General features: G+C 74.9%; 11 protein-coding genes. 4 read left to right on the top strand and 7 right to left on the bottom strand.

What is annotated here, in order from left to right; genetic code table 11:
* Positions 1-227 precede the first annotated feature (227 nt).
* Complete coding sequence (locus tag IE271_RS31285; RefSeq protein ID WP_190193854.1) at positions 228-3,713, bottom strand: DNA polymerase III subunit alpha; 3,486 nt, start codon at positions 3,711-3,713, stop codon at positions 228-230.
* A gap of 164 nt (positions 3,714-3,877) precedes the next feature.
* On the opposite strand from IE271_RS31285, the gene IE271_RS31280 reads away from it, so the two are divergent.
* On the top strand, positions 3,878-4,933 hold the full coding sequence (locus IE271_RS31280; RefSeq protein ID WP_190193842.1) for an ABC-2 transporter permease: 1,056 nt from the start codon (positions 3,878-3,880) through the stop codon (positions 4,931-4,933).
* 179 nt (positions 4,934-5,112) lie between these two features.
* On the opposite strand, the gene IE271_RS31275 is transcribed toward IE271_RS31280, so the two are convergent.
* Together IE271_RS31275 and IE271_RS31270 are read right to left on the bottom strand one after the other, a co-directional pair.
* Positions 5,113-6,195 carry a S1 family peptidase gene (locus tag IE271_RS31275; RefSeq protein WP_190193853.1) on the bottom strand — a complete coding sequence of 361 codons (1,083 nt, stop codon included), beginning with the start codon at positions 6,193-6,195 and terminating at the stop codon, positions 5,113-5,115.
* Between the two features lie 338 nt (positions 6,196-6,533).
* Positions 6,534-7,358, bottom strand: coding sequence for a slipin family protein (locus tag IE271_RS31270; RefSeq protein WP_229919671.1), 825 nt, complete (start codon positions 7,356-7,358; stop codon positions 6,534-6,536).
* Positions 7,359-7,466: 108 nt separating this feature from the next.
* Between IE271_RS31270 and IE271_RS31265 the strand changes: the two genes are divergently transcribed.
* A complete protein-coding gene (locus IE271_RS31265; RefSeq protein WP_190193852.1) occupies positions 7,467-8,330 on the top strand; it encodes an alpha/beta fold hydrolase in 864 nt (287 codons plus the stop codon).
* Between the two features lie 154 nt (positions 8,331-8,484).
* Here IE271_RS31265 and IE271_RS31260 read toward each other — a convergent pair whose 3' ends face one another.
* Both IE271_RS31260 and IE271_RS31255 read right to left on the bottom strand, forming a co-directional pair.
* A complete protein-coding gene (locus IE271_RS31260) occupies positions 8,485-9,387 on the bottom strand; it encodes a S1 family peptidase (protein ID WP_190193841.1) in 903 nt (300 codons plus the stop codon).
* 997 nt (positions 9,388-10,384) lie between these two features.
* On the bottom strand, positions 10,385-11,566 hold the full coding sequence (locus IE271_RS31255) for a DUF5685 family protein (protein ID WP_190193840.1): 1,182 nt from the start codon (positions 11,564-11,566) through the stop codon (positions 10,385-10,387).
* A gap of 289 nt (positions 11,567-11,855) precedes the next feature.
* Here IE271_RS31255 and IE271_RS31250 point away from each other — a divergent pair, with 289 nt between their 5' ends.
* Positions 11,856-12,293 (top strand): cell division protein SepF, encoded by a 438-nt coding sequence (locus tag IE271_RS31250; RefSeq protein WP_190193839.1) that lies wholly within the window; start codon positions 11,856-11,858, stop codon positions 12,291-12,293.
* 51 nt (positions 12,294-12,344) lie between these two features.
* Here the strand turns inward: IE271_RS31250 and IE271_RS31245 are convergent, their stop codons facing one another.
* Positions 12,345-13,535 (bottom strand): acyl-CoA dehydrogenase family protein, encoded by a 1,191-nt coding sequence (locus IE271_RS31245; protein ID WP_190193838.1) that lies wholly within the window; start codon positions 13,533-13,535, stop codon positions 12,345-12,347.
* Positions 13,536-13,643: 108 nt separating this feature from the next.
* Positions 13,644-15,284, bottom strand: a complete 1,641-nt coding sequence (locus IE271_RS31240; RefSeq protein ID WP_190193837.1) for an MFS transporter — start codon at positions 15,282-15,284, stop codon at positions 13,644-13,646.
* Positions 15,285-15,548: 264 nt separating this feature from the next.
* On the opposite strand from IE271_RS31240, the gene IE271_RS31235 reads away from it, so the two are divergent.
* Positions 15,549-16,778 (top strand): putative hexosyltransferase, encoded by a 1,230-nt coding sequence (locus IE271_RS31235; RefSeq protein WP_229919670.1) that lies wholly within the window; start codon positions 15,549-15,551, stop codon positions 16,776-16,778.
* Positions 16,779-17,014 lie beyond the last annotated feature (236 nt).

Below are 17,014 nucleotides of genomic sequence, written 5' to 3'. Positions count from 1 at the left end.
CGCGGTCACCGGCACCGGTCCCGCATGGGACCGGTGCCGGTGACCGCACTGGTCCGGTGCCGGTGACCGCGCCGGTGCCCAGAGGGTCCTGACCGGACGGTCCCGGCGACCGGCCAAGGCCCCTCCGCGCTCCCCGAGTCCCCGGACGCCCCGGGCTCCTGTCCTCCGGGCCCCGCGTCTCCCGCATCCCCCGGGCCCCGCGTCTCCCGCATCCCCCGGGCCCCGCGTCACCCCGCGCTCCCCGGGCTCCGGTACCACAGCTTCCGCACGCCGCCGCCCGCGTTCCCCTCCCCGCCGGGCGCCGTCCCCCGTTCGGCCAGCCGCCGCGCCACCGCGTCCAGGCCGCCCTCCCGCCGCAGGTCCACCAGTTCGGCGAGGTCCCACGCCACGGCGCCCACCACACTGACGCCGTGCGGGCCGCGGCGCTGGACCACGCCGCGCACCAGCAGCAGCCAGGAGTGGAAGACGGTGTGCGCGCAGGCGTCGTGGGAGTCCTCGAAGAAGGCGAGGTCCACCAGCCCCGTACCGTCGTCGAGCGTGGTGAACACGACCCGCCGGCCGGACCGGACCGGCGGGGTCTGCGTGGCCGCCTTGGCGCCCGCGACCAGGACCGTCTCGCCGTGTCCCGCCGCGCGCAGCCGCCGTGCCGGCAGCACGCCCAGCTCGTCCAGGAACTCCCGGTGGTCGTCCATCAGATGGCGCGAGGCGTCCATGGAGAGCACGCCCAGCTCGGCGCTGAGCCGCTCCGCGTCGTCCAGGTCGGGCAGACCGGAGGGCGCCGTCCCCCGTCCGCCGTCCGGGGTCGCCGCCCGGGCGTCGAGCAGCGGCGGAGGCAGCCGGCCGAGCTGCACGGCGTCCCGGGCGGCGCGGTGCAGCTCGGCCAGGTGCAGGCGCAGGTCGCGGCGGTTGGCGCCGAACGCGTCCAGCGCGCCGACCTGCGCGAGCCGCGCGGCCAGCGGAGCGCTCGGCCGGGCCCGCTCCCAGAAGTCGGGCAGTGAGGCGTACGGCTGCCCGGCCGCGATCCGCGCCGCCTCGTCCCCGGTGATGCCGTGCACGTCGGACAGCGCGAGCCGGACCCCCCAGACCGCCGCCCGGCCCGTACCGTCCCCCCGCGCCGCCACTTCCCCTTCCGCTCCGCCTCCGGCTCCGGAACCCGGCCGCGCCCGGACTTCTCCTTCGCCGTACACCAGTTCGATACGGTGGGCGGGCGCCGAGCGGTTCACGTCCAGCGGCAGGATCGGCACACCGCGCCGCCGCGCGTCCGCGAGCAGCAGCCGCTTGGGGTACATGCCGGGGTCGTGCGCGAGCAGTCCGGCGTAGAACGCGGCCGGGTGATGGGCCTTCAGCCACGCCGACTGGTACGTCGGCACGGCGAACGCCACGGCGTGCGCCTTGCAGAAGCCGTACGACCCGAAGGCCTCGACGATCCCCCAGGTGCGGGCGATCGTCGGGGCGTCGTACCCCCGCGCCGCCGCGTGCTCCGCGAACCAGACGCGGATGCGCTCCTGCGCCCGGGGGTCGGAGAGCCCGCGCCGCACCCGGTCCGCCTCGTCGCGCCCGCAGCCGGTCATGATGTGCACGATGTGGATCACCTGCTCGTGGAAGACCACGACGCCGTGGGTCTCCTCCAGCACCTCCCGCAGGTCGGGGTGCGGGCAGCGGGCCGGCGCCCGGCCGTGCCGGGCCTCGACGAACGGCCGCACCATGTCGGCCGCGACGGGTCCCGGCCGGAAGAGCGAGATGTCGACGACGAGGTCGTGGAAGGTCTCGGGGCGCAGCCGCCCGACCAGGTCGCGCTGGCCCGGCGACTCGATCTGGAAGCAGCCGAGCGTCTCGGCGGACCGGATGAGCCGGTAGGTGGCCGGGTCGTCCGGCGGCACCGCGTCCAGGTCGACGGCGGTGCCCGTGGCCCGCTCCACCTCGGCCACCGCGTGCGCCATCGCGGACTGCATCCGCACGCCCAGCACGTCGAGCTTGAGCAGTCCGAGGTCCTCGACGTCCTCCTTGTCGAACTGCGTCATCGGCAGCCCCTCGCCGCCGCTCGGCACGACGGGCGTACGGGCGGGCAGCGAGGCGTCGGAGAGCAGCACCCCGCACGGGTGCATGGCGACGCCGCGCGGCAGGGCGTCGAGCGCCTCGACCAGCTCCCACAGGCGCCCGTACCGCTCCTCCTCCCCGGCGAGGGCGCGCAGTTCGGGCAGCTCGGCCAGGGCCGCGCGGGCGTCGCGGGCGCGGATGTGCGGGAAGGACTTGGCGATCCGGTCGACCTCGGCCGGGTCCAGGGAGAGGGCGGCGCCCACGTCGCGGACGGCGTGCCGCACGCGGTACGTCTCCGTCATCGCGACGGCGGCGACCCGCTCGGCGCCGAACCGGCCGAGGACCACCCGGTAGACCTCCAGGCGGCGCGCGGACTCGACGTCGATGTCGATGTCGGGGAGGACGGCGCGGCGCTTGGAGAGGAAACGTTCCATCAGGAGGCCGTGCGCCACGGGGTCGGCGTGCGCGATGCCGAGGAGGTGGTTGACCAGGGAGCCGGCGCCCGAGCCGCGCGCGGCGGCCCGTATCCCCAGCCCGCGCACGTCCTCCACCACCTGGGCGACGGTGAGGAAGTAGGAGGCGAAGCCGTGGTGGGCGATGACGTCCAGCTCCTGGTGCATCCGCTCCCAGTACGCGCGCCGCCCGGCGTACCCGAGCCGCACCATGCCCGCCGCCGCCCGGGAGGCGAGGACGCGCTGCGCGGTGCGGCGCGCGGCGCCGACGAGGTGCGGCTCGGGGAAGCGGACGCCGCCGACGCCGAGGTCGGCCGCGGGGTCGACGCGGCACTCCCGCGCCGTCTCCCCGGTGCGGTCGAGCAGGCGGCGGGCGGCGTCGCGGCGGAAGCCCGCGGCCTCGACGACCCGTTCGGCGGCGGCGAGCATGGCGGCCGGGTCCTTGAGCCAGGCCTCGCCGGAGTCCGCCTCCCCGCGCGGGTCGAGGGGGACCATGCGGCGGGCGGCGTCCAGCACGTCGGCGACCGGGCCCTGACCGGGGTCGGCGTAACGGACGTCGTTGCCGAGCACCGGCCGTATCCCCTGTTCGGCGGCGAAGCCGACGGTACGGGCGGCCAGGCGCAGCGAACCGGGGCCGGTGCCCTTGCGGCCGTGGAAGACGGCTTCGAGGCGCAGCGCGTCGCCGTAGGCATCCCGCCAGGGCGCCAGCAGCCGCGCAGCCAGGTCGGGGCGGCCCGCGGCGAGCGCGCGGCCCACGTCGGAGGCGGGGCCGAGCAGGACGGTCACCCCTTCGGCGTACCGGTCGGCGCCGGGCAGCAGGGGCCGGCCCCCCGCGCGGTGGGCGGCGGTGACCAGGCGGCACAGGCCGGCCCAGCCCCGCGCGCCGTCCCGGGCGAGGAAGGTGGCCCGGGGCGCCGACTCGTCGACGAAGGCGCCGCCGCGCACGGGGGTGCGCCGCGGCGCGGACCCGCCGGTCCCACCGGTCCCGCGGCCCCCGGCCGGACCGGGCCCGCCGACCGCGAGGTCGACGCCGAACAGCGGGCGCACCCCGTGCTCGGCACAGGCCTTGGCGAAGCGGACCGCGCCGGCGAGGGTGTCGCGGTCGGTGAGGGCGAGGGCGTCCATGCCCCGTTCGGCGGCGCGCGCGGCCAGCCGCTCCGGGTGCGAGGCCCCGTACCGCAGGGAGAACCCGGACACGGCGTGCAGATGCGTGAACTCCGGCACCCGCGCCTCCCGTTCCCGCGGGCCCGCGGGCTGCTCGCCCGCCCCGCGTCCGACCCGTTCCCGTCTCCTCGCCTGCACCATGAGGCACATTATCGAACATGTGTACTACATCCGCACGGGCGCCTCCACCTGCGGCGACGCCGGTCCTCCCGGACCGTGGTGACATGACACAGACAGCCGGGACTTCCCCGCACTCCTTCCTCGGTGAGGTGCGGGACGCCGTCACCCCGCGGGCCACGCTGCTCGTCGTCGGCGTGATCGCCCTGCAACTGCTCTTCATCGCCTCGTACGTGGGAGCGCTGCACGACCCGAAGCCCAGGGACGTGCCCTTCGGCGTGGTGGCGCCCGGGGCGGCGGCGCGGGAGACGGCGGCACGGCTGGAGGCGCTGCCCGGCGGCCCCCTGGACCCGCGCGCGCTGCCCGACGAGGCCACCGCGCGCCGGCAGATCCTGCACCGGGACATCGACGGCGCCCTGGTGGCCGACCCGTCCGGCACCACGGACACGCTGCTGGTCGCCTCCGGCGGCGGCACCGTCCTGGCCACCACCCTGGAGAAGCTGGCCGCGGCCGCGGAGAAGGAGGAGCGGCGGACGGTCAAGACCGTGGACGTGGCGCCCGCCTCCGCCCGCGACTTCGACGGGCTCTCGTCCTTCTACCTGGTCGTGGGCTGGTGCGTGGGCGGCTACCTGTGCGCGTCGATCCTGGCGATCAGCGCCGGCGCGCGGCCCGCCGGGCCGCGCCGCGCGCTGATCAGACTGATCGTCATGGCCCTGGTGGCGGCGGTCGGCGGACTCGGCGGAGCGGTCGTCGTGGGACCGGTCCTGGGCGCGCTGCCGGGCGGGGTGGCCGCACTCTGGGGCCTGGGCGCGCTCACCACGTTCGCGGTCGGTGCGGCGACGCTCGCACTGCAGGGCCTCTTCGGCGTCGTCGGTATCGGTCTGGCGATCCTGCTGGTGGTGATCGCGGGCAACCCGAGCGCGGGCGGCGCCTTCCCGCTGCCGATGCTGCCGCCCTTCTGGGCGGCGGTCGGACCGGCCCTGCCGCCGGGCGCCGGCACCTGGGCGGCCCGCTCGATCGCGTACTTCGAGGGCAACCGCCTCACCGGCTCCCTGCTGGTGCTCTCGGCCTGGGCGGCCGCCGGCACCGTGGTCGCCCTGGCGGCCGCGGCCCTGCGCACCCGCCACCCCCGCCTCCGGCCGCGACCTCTGCCCCGGACCTGATCCGCCCTCACCGCCCGGCCGGCCGGGCGGGTCCGGCGTACGGCGGCCCGGTGCACGGGCGGTCCAGTGCGCGACGGCCCGGTGCCCGGCCGTCCGGCCGGGCGGCGCGCGGCGAGGAGCCCCGCCCCCACGCTCGCGCGAGGGTCAGGGCTCCTGCCGGTTCCGCTTCCGGCGCCCCGTCAGCCGATCTCGGCGCCGTAGGCGGAGAGCGCCTCGGTGACGGGCTGGAAGAAGGTCTCGCCGCCGGAGGTGCAGTCGCCGCTGCCGCCGGAGGTGAGGCCGAGGGCGGTGCTGCCCGCGAAGAGCGAGCCGCCGCTGTCGCCGGGCTCGGCGCAGACGTCGGTCTGGACGAGTCCGTTGACGACGTCGCCGTTGCCGTAGTTCACGGTGGCGTCCAGGCCGGTCACCGTGCCGTCGTGGACCTGGGTGGTGGAGCCGCTGCGCGTCACCCGCTGGCCGACGGTGGCCTCGCCGGCCTGGGTGATCGGCTGCGAGGAGCCGTCGTAGAGGTTCACCTCGCTCGGGTGGTCGACGCCGGCCGCGTACTTGACCAGGCCGTAGTCGTCGTCCGGGAAGCTGGAGTCCTCGTTCTCCCCGATGGCCTGGCCGCTCTCGTCCGACCAGGTCGAGATCGACTCGGTGCAGTGGCCGGCCGTGATGAAGTACGGCTCGCCGCCCTTGACCACGTTGAAGCCGAGCGAGCAGCGCCCGCCGCCGCCGGTGATGGCGTCGCCGCCCGCGGCGAAGGGCTTGAACTCCCCCTTCGTGCGCTTCAGTTCGGCGGTGCCGCCCAGGCCGTCCACGACCTCGCCCAGCTCGGCGTACTCCGCCTGCGACACCGTGCGGTCGGCGGTGACGACGACCTTGTTCGCCCTCGGGTCGACCGCCCACGAGGTGCCGGGGACGGCCGCCTCCTTCCCGAGGGTCGCGCGGGCGCTCCTGAGGTCGGCGAGGGAGTTCTCGACGACTCTGGCGCGGGCGCCGGCCGCCTCGGCGGCGTCCGCCGCGTCCGCGTCCAGCACGTTGACGACCAGGTTCCTCGTCTCGGCGTCGTAGTACGTGCCGGCCGCGTCGGCGCCGAGGTCCTCGCCGAGCGTCGAGGCGAGCTTTCCGGCCGCCGCGGCGGAGAGGGTACGGGGCACGGAAGCGGAGGTGTCCTCGCTCGCGTTCGCAGTCTGGAACGTCGTTCCGGCGACGACCAGGGCGGCGACGCTCGCCCCGGTGATCGCGGCCCGCCGCTTGGGTATGCGTCGGTGGTTCACTGTCACGTCCTCCTGTGGGGGGTCGGCCACGGGTCGTGTGGGGGGATCCCGAGACCGGAAGGCATATGACAAAGGACGCGGAGGACCAAAAAAGCCGCGTCCATGCCAACGGACGACGCCCACTATTCCTAGGCCCTCGGGGCGCACACAAGGTCGACTTCTGGACGCGCGATCGACGGCGGCCGCGCGCCTTCCGTGTCCCGCGCGCTCTCGATCACCGCATGTCGATTCACTATGCAAACATCGCGCGGAAGGGACAGCGTTGCAGCCGGTGAGGTCTAGACCTGTCTTGTTCTCGCCCCTCCGTCGTCCGGATGCGGCAGCGGCCCGCCGGGCGGCTACTGCTCCGCCTGCCGCCCCCGCACCTGCCGCTGCCCCTGGTGCGGAGGCTGCTGCTCCGGGTCCGGCCGCACCCGCTCCAGGAAGCGGAGCAGCTCCACCGGGAACGGCAGGACGAGCGTGGAGTTCTTCTCGGCCGCGACCGCCACCACGGTCTGCAGCAGCCGAAGTTGCAGCGCGGAGGGCGTGTCGGCCATCTGCTGGGCCGCCTCCGCCAGCTTCCTCGACGCCTGCAGCTCGGCGTCGGCGTTGATGATCCGGGCGCGCCGCTCCCGGTCGGCCTCGGCCTGCCGCGCCATGGACCGCTTCATCGCCTCCGGCAGCGAGACGTCCTTGATCTCGACGCGGTCGATGGCGACGCCCCACTCCACCGCCGGGCTGTCGATCATCAGCTCCAGGCCCTGGTTGAGCTTCTCCCGGTTCGACAGCAGGTCGTCCAGCTCGCTCTTGCCGATGATCGAGCGCAGCGACGTCTGCGCCATCTGCGCCACCGCGAACCGGTAGTCCTCGACCCGCACGATCGCGTCGGCCGGCGACACCACCTTGAAATAGACGACGGCGTCCACGCGCACCGTGACGTTGTCGCGCGTGATGCCCTCCTGGGCCGGCACCGGCAACGTGACGATCTGCAGGTTGACCTTGTGGAGCCGGTCCACGAACGGCACGATCAGGGTGAGTCCGGGGCCGCGCACCCGGGAGCGCAGTCTCCCCAGGCGGAACACGACCCCCCGCTCGTACTGCCGGACCACCCGCGCCGCCGCCATCGCGTACACCGCGCCTGCGGACGCGACGGCCACTCCCGCCGTCACCAGTTCCTCGACCATGACGCCCCCCGAAGATCCGAACAGGACGCACCCGGTGTGTACTTCGACCGTAACTCCGCGGTGGAGGAGAGAGGGAGAGTGAGGAGACAGGTGCACGGCGGCATACGCATGCGGGACGGACGCCGGCTGGCGGTCGAGGAGTGGGGCGACCCGGAGGGCAGCCCGGTGGTGCTGCTGCACGGCACGCCCGGCTCCCGGCGCGCGGTCGTGCCGCGCGAGGTGACGGACGCGCGCCCCGGGCTGCGGTTCATCGCCTACGACCGTCCCGGGTACGGGGGTTCGGACCGGCACCCGGGCCGCCGGGTCGCGCACGCCGCGCGGGACGTGGCCGCACTGGCCGACCTGCTCGGACTCGAACGGTTCGCGGTGCTCGGCGTCGCGGGCGGCGCCCCGCACGCGCTGGCCTGCGCCGCCCTGCTGCCCCGGAAGGTGCGGCGGGCGGCGGTGCTGGCCTGCCCGGCGCCGCCCGACGCCGAGGGGCTGAGCTGGTTCGACGGCATGACGAGCGCGCACACGCAGGAGTACTCCCGGGCGCTGACCGAGCCGGTGCGGTTCGCGGACCGGCTCGCGGCGCGCTCCGCGGAGATCCGCACGGACCCGGCCGCGCACCTCGCGTCCCTGCGCGAGGGGCTCACCGACGCCGACCGCCGGGCCGTCTCCGCGCCGCCCGCGGGCGAGATGCTGCTGCGCGGCTACCGCGAGGGGCTGGCCACGTCGGCGTACGGCTGGCTCGACGACACGCTCGCGCTGCTCAGCCGCTGGGGGTTCGACCCGGACCTGATCACCCGGCCCGTGCTGCTGTGGCACGGCGGGCAGGACGCCTTCACCCCCGTGGGCCACTTCCACTGGCTGGCGGACCGCATCCCCCGGGCCCGTCCCGTCCTGGACCCCGAGGCCGGTCACTTCTCGGCCCTCGAAGCCCTGCCGGAGGTCCTGGACTGGCTGTCCGGCGCGTCGCCGGCGGCCTCCTGACCGCCGGGCCCCGCGCCGCCCGGACCGCTCGGGGCCCCGGACGGACGACGGCCCCCGCGCTCCTCGCGGAGTGCGGGGGCCGCCCGGCGCCGACTGCCGTGCGGGTGTCGCGGTGCGGTGTGGGGGGTGGCGACGGGGTCACGGCACGTCGGTCCTAGTAGACGTGCACCCCGTAGGCGCTCAGCGCCTCGGTGACCGGCTGGAAGAACGTGGTGCCGCCCGAGGAGCAGTTGCCGCTGCCTCCGGAGGTCAGGCCGTAGGCGGTGGTGCCGCCGTACAGCGGGCCGCCGGAGTCGCCGGGCTCGGCGCAGACCGTGGTCTGGATCATGCCGTAGACGATGTCGCCGCCGCCGTAGTTGACCGTGGCGTTGAGCGCGGTGACACGGCCGCTGTGGGTGCCGGTGGTGGAGCCGCGCCGGTAGACGGTGGTGCCGACCGAGGGCGTGGCGGCGCTGGTGATGTCCTGGCTGCCGACGGTCCCGTCCTTGGCGACCGAGGAGTTGGTGTACCGGACGATGCCGTAGTCGTTGGTCGGGAAGCTGGAGCCGGACGTCGTGCCGAGCGTGGTCGTGTGCGAGGAGTTCGACCACCAGGTGCCCGCGCCGTCGGTGCAGTGGCCGGCGGTCAGGAAGTAGTAGTTCCCGCTGTTGTCCTGGACGTTGAAGCCCAGCGAACAGCGCCAGCTACTCGCATAGATGGCGTCGCCGCCGGAGATCAGCTTGGTGAACTTTCCGGGGGTGTGCTTGATCGTGAGGGCGCCGGCGTCGGCGCCCGCGTCCTTCTTGATCCGCGCGATCTCGGCGTCGGAGACCGTGCTGTCGACCGTGACGACCACGCGGTTCGTCGCGGAGTCGACCGCCCACGCGGTGCCGGCGACGTCGGACCGGAGCACCGATTCACTGGCCTGCGCCAGCCGGGCGGCGCTGAAGGCCCGCGCGTCGGTCGCGCTCGCGTGGGGGACCGCGATCGCGGCCGCCGCCACCAGTCCGGTGCCCACGGCGATCAGCCGGGTCCGTCTCGTGATGCCGCTGCGGGGAGTGGTGCGCTTGATCCTCACTTCTCGTTCCTCCCAGAGGAGTCGGGGGCCCGCGTGGGGGTCGGGGCCCGTGAGGCGCAGCCGGGGGCACTGTTCGGATTCCGAACACGTCGTGCCCCTGACAAGCGCTGGTCGGGAGTATTCGGCCGCGCGGACGAGCGCCGCAAGGGCACCTTTCGGACGCCACCCCCGGGTTCCGCGCCCGGTCCGCGCGGCGCCGAGCCGCCCGGAAGCGACCGATCCGGGGGAAGTGCCCCCCTGTACCGCGACCGCACCGGTCCGGCGTGCGCACGGACGCGGGGACGGGACGGCCGGACGGGCCGGCGACCACACCCGGGGCCGACCCCGGGCGCCGGATCCGCCCGGGCATCCGTCCCAGGTCACGGGCGCCGCACGGACGGACGGCCGGAGTCCGCCCCGCCCTCGGGCCGGGCCGTCGGGAGCGGCCCGCGCCCCGCCCGCCGGCAGGCGCCTTCCGGGCGTCCTCGCGCCGCCCCCCGTACGCCCGCGCGCCGCCGGGCCCCGCGCTCCCGCCAGTGTCCGGAATTCACTCTTCCGAATGACCCGCCCGGCGGCTGCCCGACAGGCTCCGCGGACATCCCGCGACGGGCGGCCGTCGCGCGCGGCGGCCCTCAACCGCGGGCTTTGCCGGCCCTTTAAATGCCTTTGCCGCGGCGATTGCCCGCACGGGCCCGGACGTACGCCGCGCGCGGTTCCCCGACGCGATCGAGGAGCCGCACCGGTCCGCACCGCAGGGAACACGCCATGATCGGCGACTGCGGAAGCGGACATCTCGGTCGCTACGGCCGCGGCGGACCGCCGGAGCGCGGCCGGTCGCGTACGCCGGCCGCTCCCCTCACCCGCACACGGCCAGGTCAGCACGCCGACCGCCCCCTCGTCCGGCGCCTGGTCAGGTTCATGGCACAACCGGCCGGTTGCCGCCGGTGGGTCCCGCGCCCGCCGCCCCCGCCGGTCCGGCCGCGCCCACCGGTCCCGCTCCCCTCCCCGGCCCGCCCGCTCAGCAGTCGCACCCGCAGTCGCAGCCCTCGCAGCAACTGCAGCAGTTCCCACAGCAGTCACAGCAGTTGCAGCAGTCACTGCACCCGTCGCAGTCGCACTGGCTGCACAGGCCGTCCTTGCGCTCGCGGGACCACGGGTCCTCGTACGTGCCGCAGCACAGCCGGCACGTGCAGGCCAGGCCCGCCCACACCAGGCACCCGGCGACCAGGCCCCGGCGGTCCCGGTGCGGCGGCCCGGGCGGCGGGGCGCCGGGACCGGCCGGGCCGCCGGGCGCGTACGGGCCCGGCGGCGGCGTGCCGTACCGCTCGGGCCGGTGGGCGCAGGACGCGGTGCCGAAGGCGCGGTCCACGGAGACGCGCAGCTCGTGCGCGAGCAGCGCGTGCGCGAGCCTGCCGTCGGTGAACTCCACCTCGCGCAGGGCGAGGCGGACGCCGTGCAGGGCGTCGTCGGCGAGCCGCCGCGCCTCCGCGAGCGGGGTGCCCGTCGCGGTCAGCGGGTTCCACGCGCCCGACGCGGCGTCGGCCTCCCGGTCCTCCACGGCGTCCAGGAGGTGGGCGAGCCGGCCGAAGAGGCGGCCCGCCTCGGCGAGCGGCTCCGCGTTGCCGGGCCGCCCGGCCAGCACGGCGGTGTGCGCGAAGGCGGCGGCGGTGGCGGTCTCGGTCGGCTCGGTCACGGCGAGCAGCGGGGTGCCGGGGCCCGCGAGGGACTCCACGCCGAGCTGGCGGTCCACGGCGTCGACGAGCACCGCCGTGTCGAAGCCGACGGCGGTACCGGTCCTGGCACCGGCCCGGTCCCAGCGCACGGCGACCCGGCGCGCCGCGGCCGCCGCCGGTCCGCGCGCCAACAGGCCGTCGCCGTCGGCGACGTGGTCGCGCACTTTCGCGGCGGCGAGCACCAGCGAGACCGCGGCGGCCAGCCGGGCGCCCTCGCCCCGCGCGACGGACGCGGTCCGCAGGCCGCGCAGCGGGCAGGGCCCGGCGGTGCGCCGCCCGGCGGGGGTACGTGCGGCCTGAGCCTCCGTCAGGACCGAGACGAGCAGCCCGTCGTAGTTCGTGACGAGCCGTGCGAGCTGGCCGTGGTCGCCCCGCAGCGCGAGGCAGAGCCCGCACAGGTGGGCCGTCCAGTCGGCTCTCAGCCGTTCCCCGAGGCGATGGACGCACGGCCTGACGATTCCGAACATGATTCCCCCGTGGACCGATCGGCGTTGAGCTGCGGCATCGTAGCGACCGCCTCGTTCACCCGTACGCCCCAGGCGTCACCCGTCCGCCGCGGGAAATCATATTTCACTCTCAGTCAGCAGGCGTTCACAGCCAGAACCTTGGAAAACCGGGCCTCTCGACTAAATCGCTCTGCACCAGTACCGTCACGAAACCCCCGCGCGGCGACTATCCACTTGGCACGTCATCCGCATCATGGACGACGATAGGGATACGGAAGAGCTAGCAAGACCGCTGTGAGAGGAGGCGTCCATGGGATCGGTGCGCAAGGCGAGTGCCTGGCTTGGCCTCGTCGACGACAACGATGACGAGCGTTACTACGACGACGACTACTCCGAAGGTGCCGAAACCGGGGACGCCTGGGTCACGGACCCCCGGGTGAAGGTGGCCTCGGACACGGCCCAGGAGAAGGGCCGCCGGATCGGCACGGTCACGCCCGACAGCTTCCGGGACGCCCGGAACATCGGGGAGCTCTTCCGGGACGGCGTCCCGGTGATCATGAACCTCACGTCGATGGAGGCCGCCGACGCCAAGCGCGTGGTGGACTTCGCCGCCGGCCTCATCTTCGGCCTGCGCGGCTCCATCGAGCGCGTGTCGAACCGGGTCTTCCTGCTGACCCCCGCCGACACCGAGATCGTCAGCGGGGAGCCCGCCCGCCGTCACTCGGACGGCTTCTTCAACCAGAGCTGAGGCAGGGCCGCCCACCGGCCCTGCCTCCCCACGGGGACCTCCCCCGCCGGCTCACCGGAAGGCGTCGAGCCCGGTGAGCGCCTTGCCCAGCACGAGCTGGTGCATCTCGACGGTGCCCTCGTAGGTGAGCACCGATTCCAGGTTGGTGGCGTGCCGCATCACGGGGTACTCCAGCGAGATGCCGTTCGCGCCCAGGACCGTCCGCGCCGTGCGGCAGATCCCGATCGCCTCCCGCACGTTGTTGAGCTTGCCGAAGCTGACCTGCTCGGGACGCAGGCGGCCGGCGTCCATGCGCCGCCCGAGGTGGTGCGCGAGCAGAATCCCCTTGTGCAGTTCGACCGCCATGTCGGCGAGCTTGGCCTGGGTGAGCTGGAAGCCGCCGATGGCCCGCCCGAACTGCTCCCGCGAGCGCGCGTACTCCAGCGCCGCCTCGAAGCTGGCCCGCGCCGCGCCCATCGCCCCCCACACGATCCCGTACCGCGCGTGCGACAGACAGCTCAGCGGGCCCTTGAGCCCGGTGGCCTCCGGCAGCATCGCGTCGGCCGGCAGCCGTACGCCGTCGAGGACCAGCTCGCTGGTGACCGAGGCGCGCAGCGACCACTTGTGCCGGATCTCGGGCGCGGAGAAGCCGGGCCGGTCGGTGGGCACGACGAAGCCGCGGATGCCGTCGTCGGTGCGGGCCCAGACGACGGCGACGCCCGCGACCGACCCGTTCGTGATCCACATCTTGCGGCCGTCGAGCACCCAGTCCGCGCCGTCGCGCCTGGCGTACGTCCGCATGGACGCGGGGTCGGAGCCGTGGTCGGGCTCGGTCAGGCCGAAGCAGCCGATGACCTCGCCGGCCGCCATGCGCGGCAGCCACTCCCGCTTCTGCTCCTCGGAGCCGAAGCGGTGGATCGCGTACATCGCGAGGGAGCCCTGGACCGAGACGAGCGAGCGGATGCCGGAGTCGGCGGCCTCCAGCTCCAGGCAGGCCAGGCCGTACTGCACGGCCGAGGCTCCGGCGCAGCCGTGGCCCTCCAGGGACATGCCGAGCGCGCCGAGGGCGCCCAGCTCCTTCGCCAGCTCCCGGATCCCGGGCAGTTCGCCCTTCTCGTACCACTCGGCGACGTACGGCAGCACCCGGTCCGCGGCCCAGCGCCGCACGGTGTCGCGGACGGCGAGGTCCTCCGGTTCGAGCAGGTCGTCGACGCCCAGCGGGTCGGCGGGGTCGAAGGGCGGCAGCTTCGAGGAAGCGGACATGGGGCCTCCGGCACGGAAAACTAGCACTGTTAGTCACAGATCGGCGCCGACGTTACGGCGCGGTGTCCCGCGCGTCCAGAGCGTGCGTCCCCCGCACGGCCGGTCGGTTCAGCCGACCGACTCCGCCCGCACCGGGGAGGACGAGGACGCGGATGCCGCGGAGGGCTCGCGGGGCGAGGGCACCTCGGCCAGGGTTCCGGCGGGCGGCGCCCCGCACTCCATGGTGCGCGGCAGCCGCAGCGCCATCACCGCGCCGAGCAGCAGCAGTCCGGCGCTGACGAGCAGCGTCACGTGCAGCCCGTGCACGAAGGAGGCGCAGGCGGCGTCGTGCAGCGCCGTCCCGGAGGAGCCGCCGAGCCGGTCGGCCACCTCGTACGCCTCCCCCAGCGAGTGGCTCGCCCCCGCCGCGTCGGCGGCCGGCACGCCCGGCACGGAGGACAGGCGCGGCGCGTAGGCGGCGTTCATCACGCTGCCGAGCAGTGCTATGCCGATGCCCGCGCCCAGCTGGTACGAGGTCTCGCCGATCGCCGCGGCCCCGCCCGACTGCTCCGGCGGCGCCTCGCTCAGCATCGACTCGTACGCCCCGAACAGGGTGGTCTCCAGGCCGAAGCCGAGCAGCACGAAGCCGGTGAGCAGCAGCGGCGCGTTGTCCTCGCGGCCCATCGCGGTGAGCGTGAGCACGGCCGCCGCGGTGAGGCAGAAGCCGAGGCCGACCATGGTCCGCGGGCCGAAGCGGTGCAGCATCCGGGCGCCGAGGAGCCCCGCCGCCATCGCCGCCACGGTCAGCGGCAGCAGCCTGAGGCCCGTCTGGAGCGGCGAGAGGCCGAGGACGAGCTGGAGGTACTGCGCGGCGATGAGTTCGAGTCCGACCAGCGCGAGCATGGCCAGCACGATGCAGCCCACCGACGTACTGAAGGCGGGCCGGGTGAACATGCGCAGATCGACGAGGGGGTGTGCGCGCCCGCGCTGCCTGCGGACGAAGCCGGCGAGCAGGGCGGCGCCCGCCAGCAGCGGGACGAGGGTGGCCGGGCCCAGCGGCGCCTCGCCGCCGCCCAGCCGCTTCACGCCGAGCACCAGGCCGAAGAGCCCGGCCGCCGCCATCAGCGCGCCGACCACGTCCCACGGGCCGTCCCGCCGGCCGGTCGACTCGGGCAGCAGCAGCCGGCCGACCGGCAGGCTGACCAGCATCAGGGGAATGTTGATCAGGAAGACCGAACCCCACCAGAAGTGCTCCAGGAGGAAGCCTCCGAGCAGCGGTCCGACCGCCGCGCCGACCGCGGCCACCGCGCTCCAGACGCCGATGGCGAGGGCCCTCTCGCGCCGGTCGGGAAAGACCTGGCGCAGGATCGACAGCGTCGCGGGCATGATCATCGCGCCGCCCACGCCGAGCAGGGCGCGCGCCGCGATCAGCAGCCGCGCGTCGTCGGACAGGGCCGCCGCGGCGGACGCGACGCCGAAGAGCGCGTAACCGAGCAGGAGGACGCGTCTGCGGCCGACGCGGTCGCCCAGCGTGCCGAAGAGGATCAGCAGCGAGGCGCAGACGAGCGGGTAGACGTCGACGATCCAGAGCAGTTCCATCGCGCCGGGCCTGAGGTCCTCGGTGACGGCGGGCACCGCGACGTGCAGCACCGTGGCGTCGAGGGCGACCAGCAGCAGGCTGGCGCAGAGGACGACGAGGACGACCCAGCGGTTGGCACCGGCCCCGGCCTCCCGACGGCGTCGCACTGCGGCCGTGGTCGTCCCGGACATGTACGTACCTCCCAGATGTTCCCTCGCGGTCGGCGGTTCCGCGGGCGGGGACTTCCCGCGGTGGCTGCGGTGCGGAGGGGCGGTCCTCCGGCACCCGCGCGCCGAAGGGCGAGTGAGCCGTCAGGTTACGCGAGTTCAGGCCAGTGTCGCGTGGCGGACCTCTCACGTCTGCGGGCCGTACGGTGTGGTGTGCGCCACGCCGTCTCCCGGTACGACGCGTCTGCGTGCCCCTTCCGGTTGCGGCTCCGCCCGATAATCGAGCCCGTGACCGATCCAGCGACGCCCGCCGTCCCGCCCCGCGCGGGCCCCTCCGTACGCCGGGCCGCGCCCGCCCTGTTGGGATACGCGGCGGTGCGTGCGCTGGGGGTCGCGGTGCTGGCGGTGTGGAGCGCGGCGCGGGGAACGAGCGCCCACCACTTGCTCACGGCGCGCTGGGACTCCGTGTGGTACGTGCGGGTGGCGGCTTCCGGATACGGCTACGAGGTCCGGCTGCCCGGCGGGGACGTCCACTCGAACCTGGCGTTCTTCCCGCTGCTGCCGTGGCTGGAACGGGCCGTCGCGGCGGTGACCCCGCTGCCGTACGCGGACGCGGGTCTGCTGGTGAGCACGCTCGCCTCGCTCGCCGCGGCCTGGGGGGTCTTCGCGGTCGCCGACCTGCTGTACGGGAGGCGGGCCGGCATCTGCGCGGTGCTGGCGTGGGCGGTGCTGCCGGTCGGGGTCGTGCAGTCGATGGCGTACAGCGAGTCGCTGTTCACCGCGCTCGCCGCATGGTCGCTGTACGCGGTGCTGACGGGCCGCTGGCTCACGGCGGGCGCGCTGGCGGCGGCGGCCGGGCTGACCCGACCGGTGGGCATGGCCGTGGCCGCCGCCGTGTGGACGGCGGCGTTCGCCTCGTTCGCACGGGACCGGCGGGCGGCGGCCGCAGAGGGCGGAACGCGGAGCGGCGCCCCGGACGGACAGGCGCGGGGTGCGGCCTCGGCGGCGTGGCGGAGGGCGACGGGCGCGCGGGCCGTCGCCGTCGCCGTCTCGCCCCTGGGCGCCGTCGGCTACGTGCTGTGGGTGGGCCGCCGCACGGGCGCGGGCCCGCTGGGCTACCTCGACGTCCAGGCGGGCTGGGGCAACGGCTTCGACGGCGGGTACGCCTTCACCCGCTTCGTCGCCGGCAGGTTCACGTCGTTCCCCTCGGCCCTCGCCGGGCTCGCGCTGGTCGCCTCGGTGGCCCTGCTCCTGGCGCTGTACGCCGCCGGCGTGCGGCAGGGCCAGCCGCCCGCGCTGCTGGCGTACACGGGGATCGTCCTCGCGCTCGCCCTGTGCGCGTCGGGCTATTTCGGCTCGAAGCCGCGCCTGCTGCTGCCCGCCTTTCCCCTGTTGTTCCCGCTCGCGCGGGCTCTGGCGCGGCTGCGTCCCACCAGGTCGGCGGGGGTGCTCGGAGGTGTGGCCGCGGTGTCGGCGGTGTACGGGGCGTTCTGGCTGAACGGCTCAGGCCCGCCCTGACCGGCCCCCTGACGACCCGTGAGCGGCCGGATAAATTCGTCGGATCTTCCGGTGAACGAATTTATAAGGGAGATAAAACGGCCACCCTTATGGATCACCGGGAATTATCGGAGCACCGGCCCCCGCGATTGCATATCCCGGCGAATAAACCATCTCCCTGAGAGGAATCCCACATCACATCGTCATCACAAAGCCGGTGATTGGGCCTGGAACGCACCTCACTCGCTGTAACGTCG

It is taken from the genome of Streptomyces minutiscleroticus (assembly GCF_014650875.1).
Classification (GTDB): domain Bacteria; phylum Actinomycetota; class Actinomycetes; order Streptomycetales; family Streptomycetaceae; genus Streptomyces; species Streptomyces minutiscleroticus.
Note: the sequence above shows the minus strand (reverse complement) of the source record. Positions and strands in the feature narration are given on the sequence as shown.

Bases quoted from the DNA above. Each gene is read 5' to 3' on its own strand.
- IE271_RS31280 (WP_190193842.1), top strand. From the start codon at position 3,878: ATGACACAGACAGCCGGGACTTCCCCGCACTCCTTCCTCGGTGAGGTG.
- IE271_RS31270 (WP_229919671.1), bottom strand. From the start codon at position 7,358: ATGGTCGAGGAACTGGTGACGGCGGGAGTGGCCGTCGCGTCCGCAGGC.
- IE271_RS31265 (WP_190193852.1), top strand. From the start codon at position 7,467: ATGCGGGACGGACGCCGGCTGGCGGTCGAGGAGTGGGGCGACCCGGAG.
- IE271_RS31255 (WP_190193840.1), bottom strand. From the start codon at position 11,566: ATGTTCGGAATCGTCAGGCCGTGCGTCCATCGCCTCGGGGAACGGCTG.
- IE271_RS31250 (WP_190193839.1), top strand. From the start codon at position 11,856: ATGGGATCGGTGCGCAAGGCGAGTGCCTGGCTTGGCCTCGTCGACGAC.
- IE271_RS31245 (WP_190193838.1), bottom strand. From the start codon at position 13,535: ATGTCCGCTTCCTCGAAGCTGCCGCCCTTCGACCCCGCCGACCCGCTG.
- IE271_RS31240 (WP_190193837.1), bottom strand. From the start codon at position 15,284: ATGTCCGGGACGACCACGGCCGCAGTGCGACGCCGTCGGGAGGCCGGG.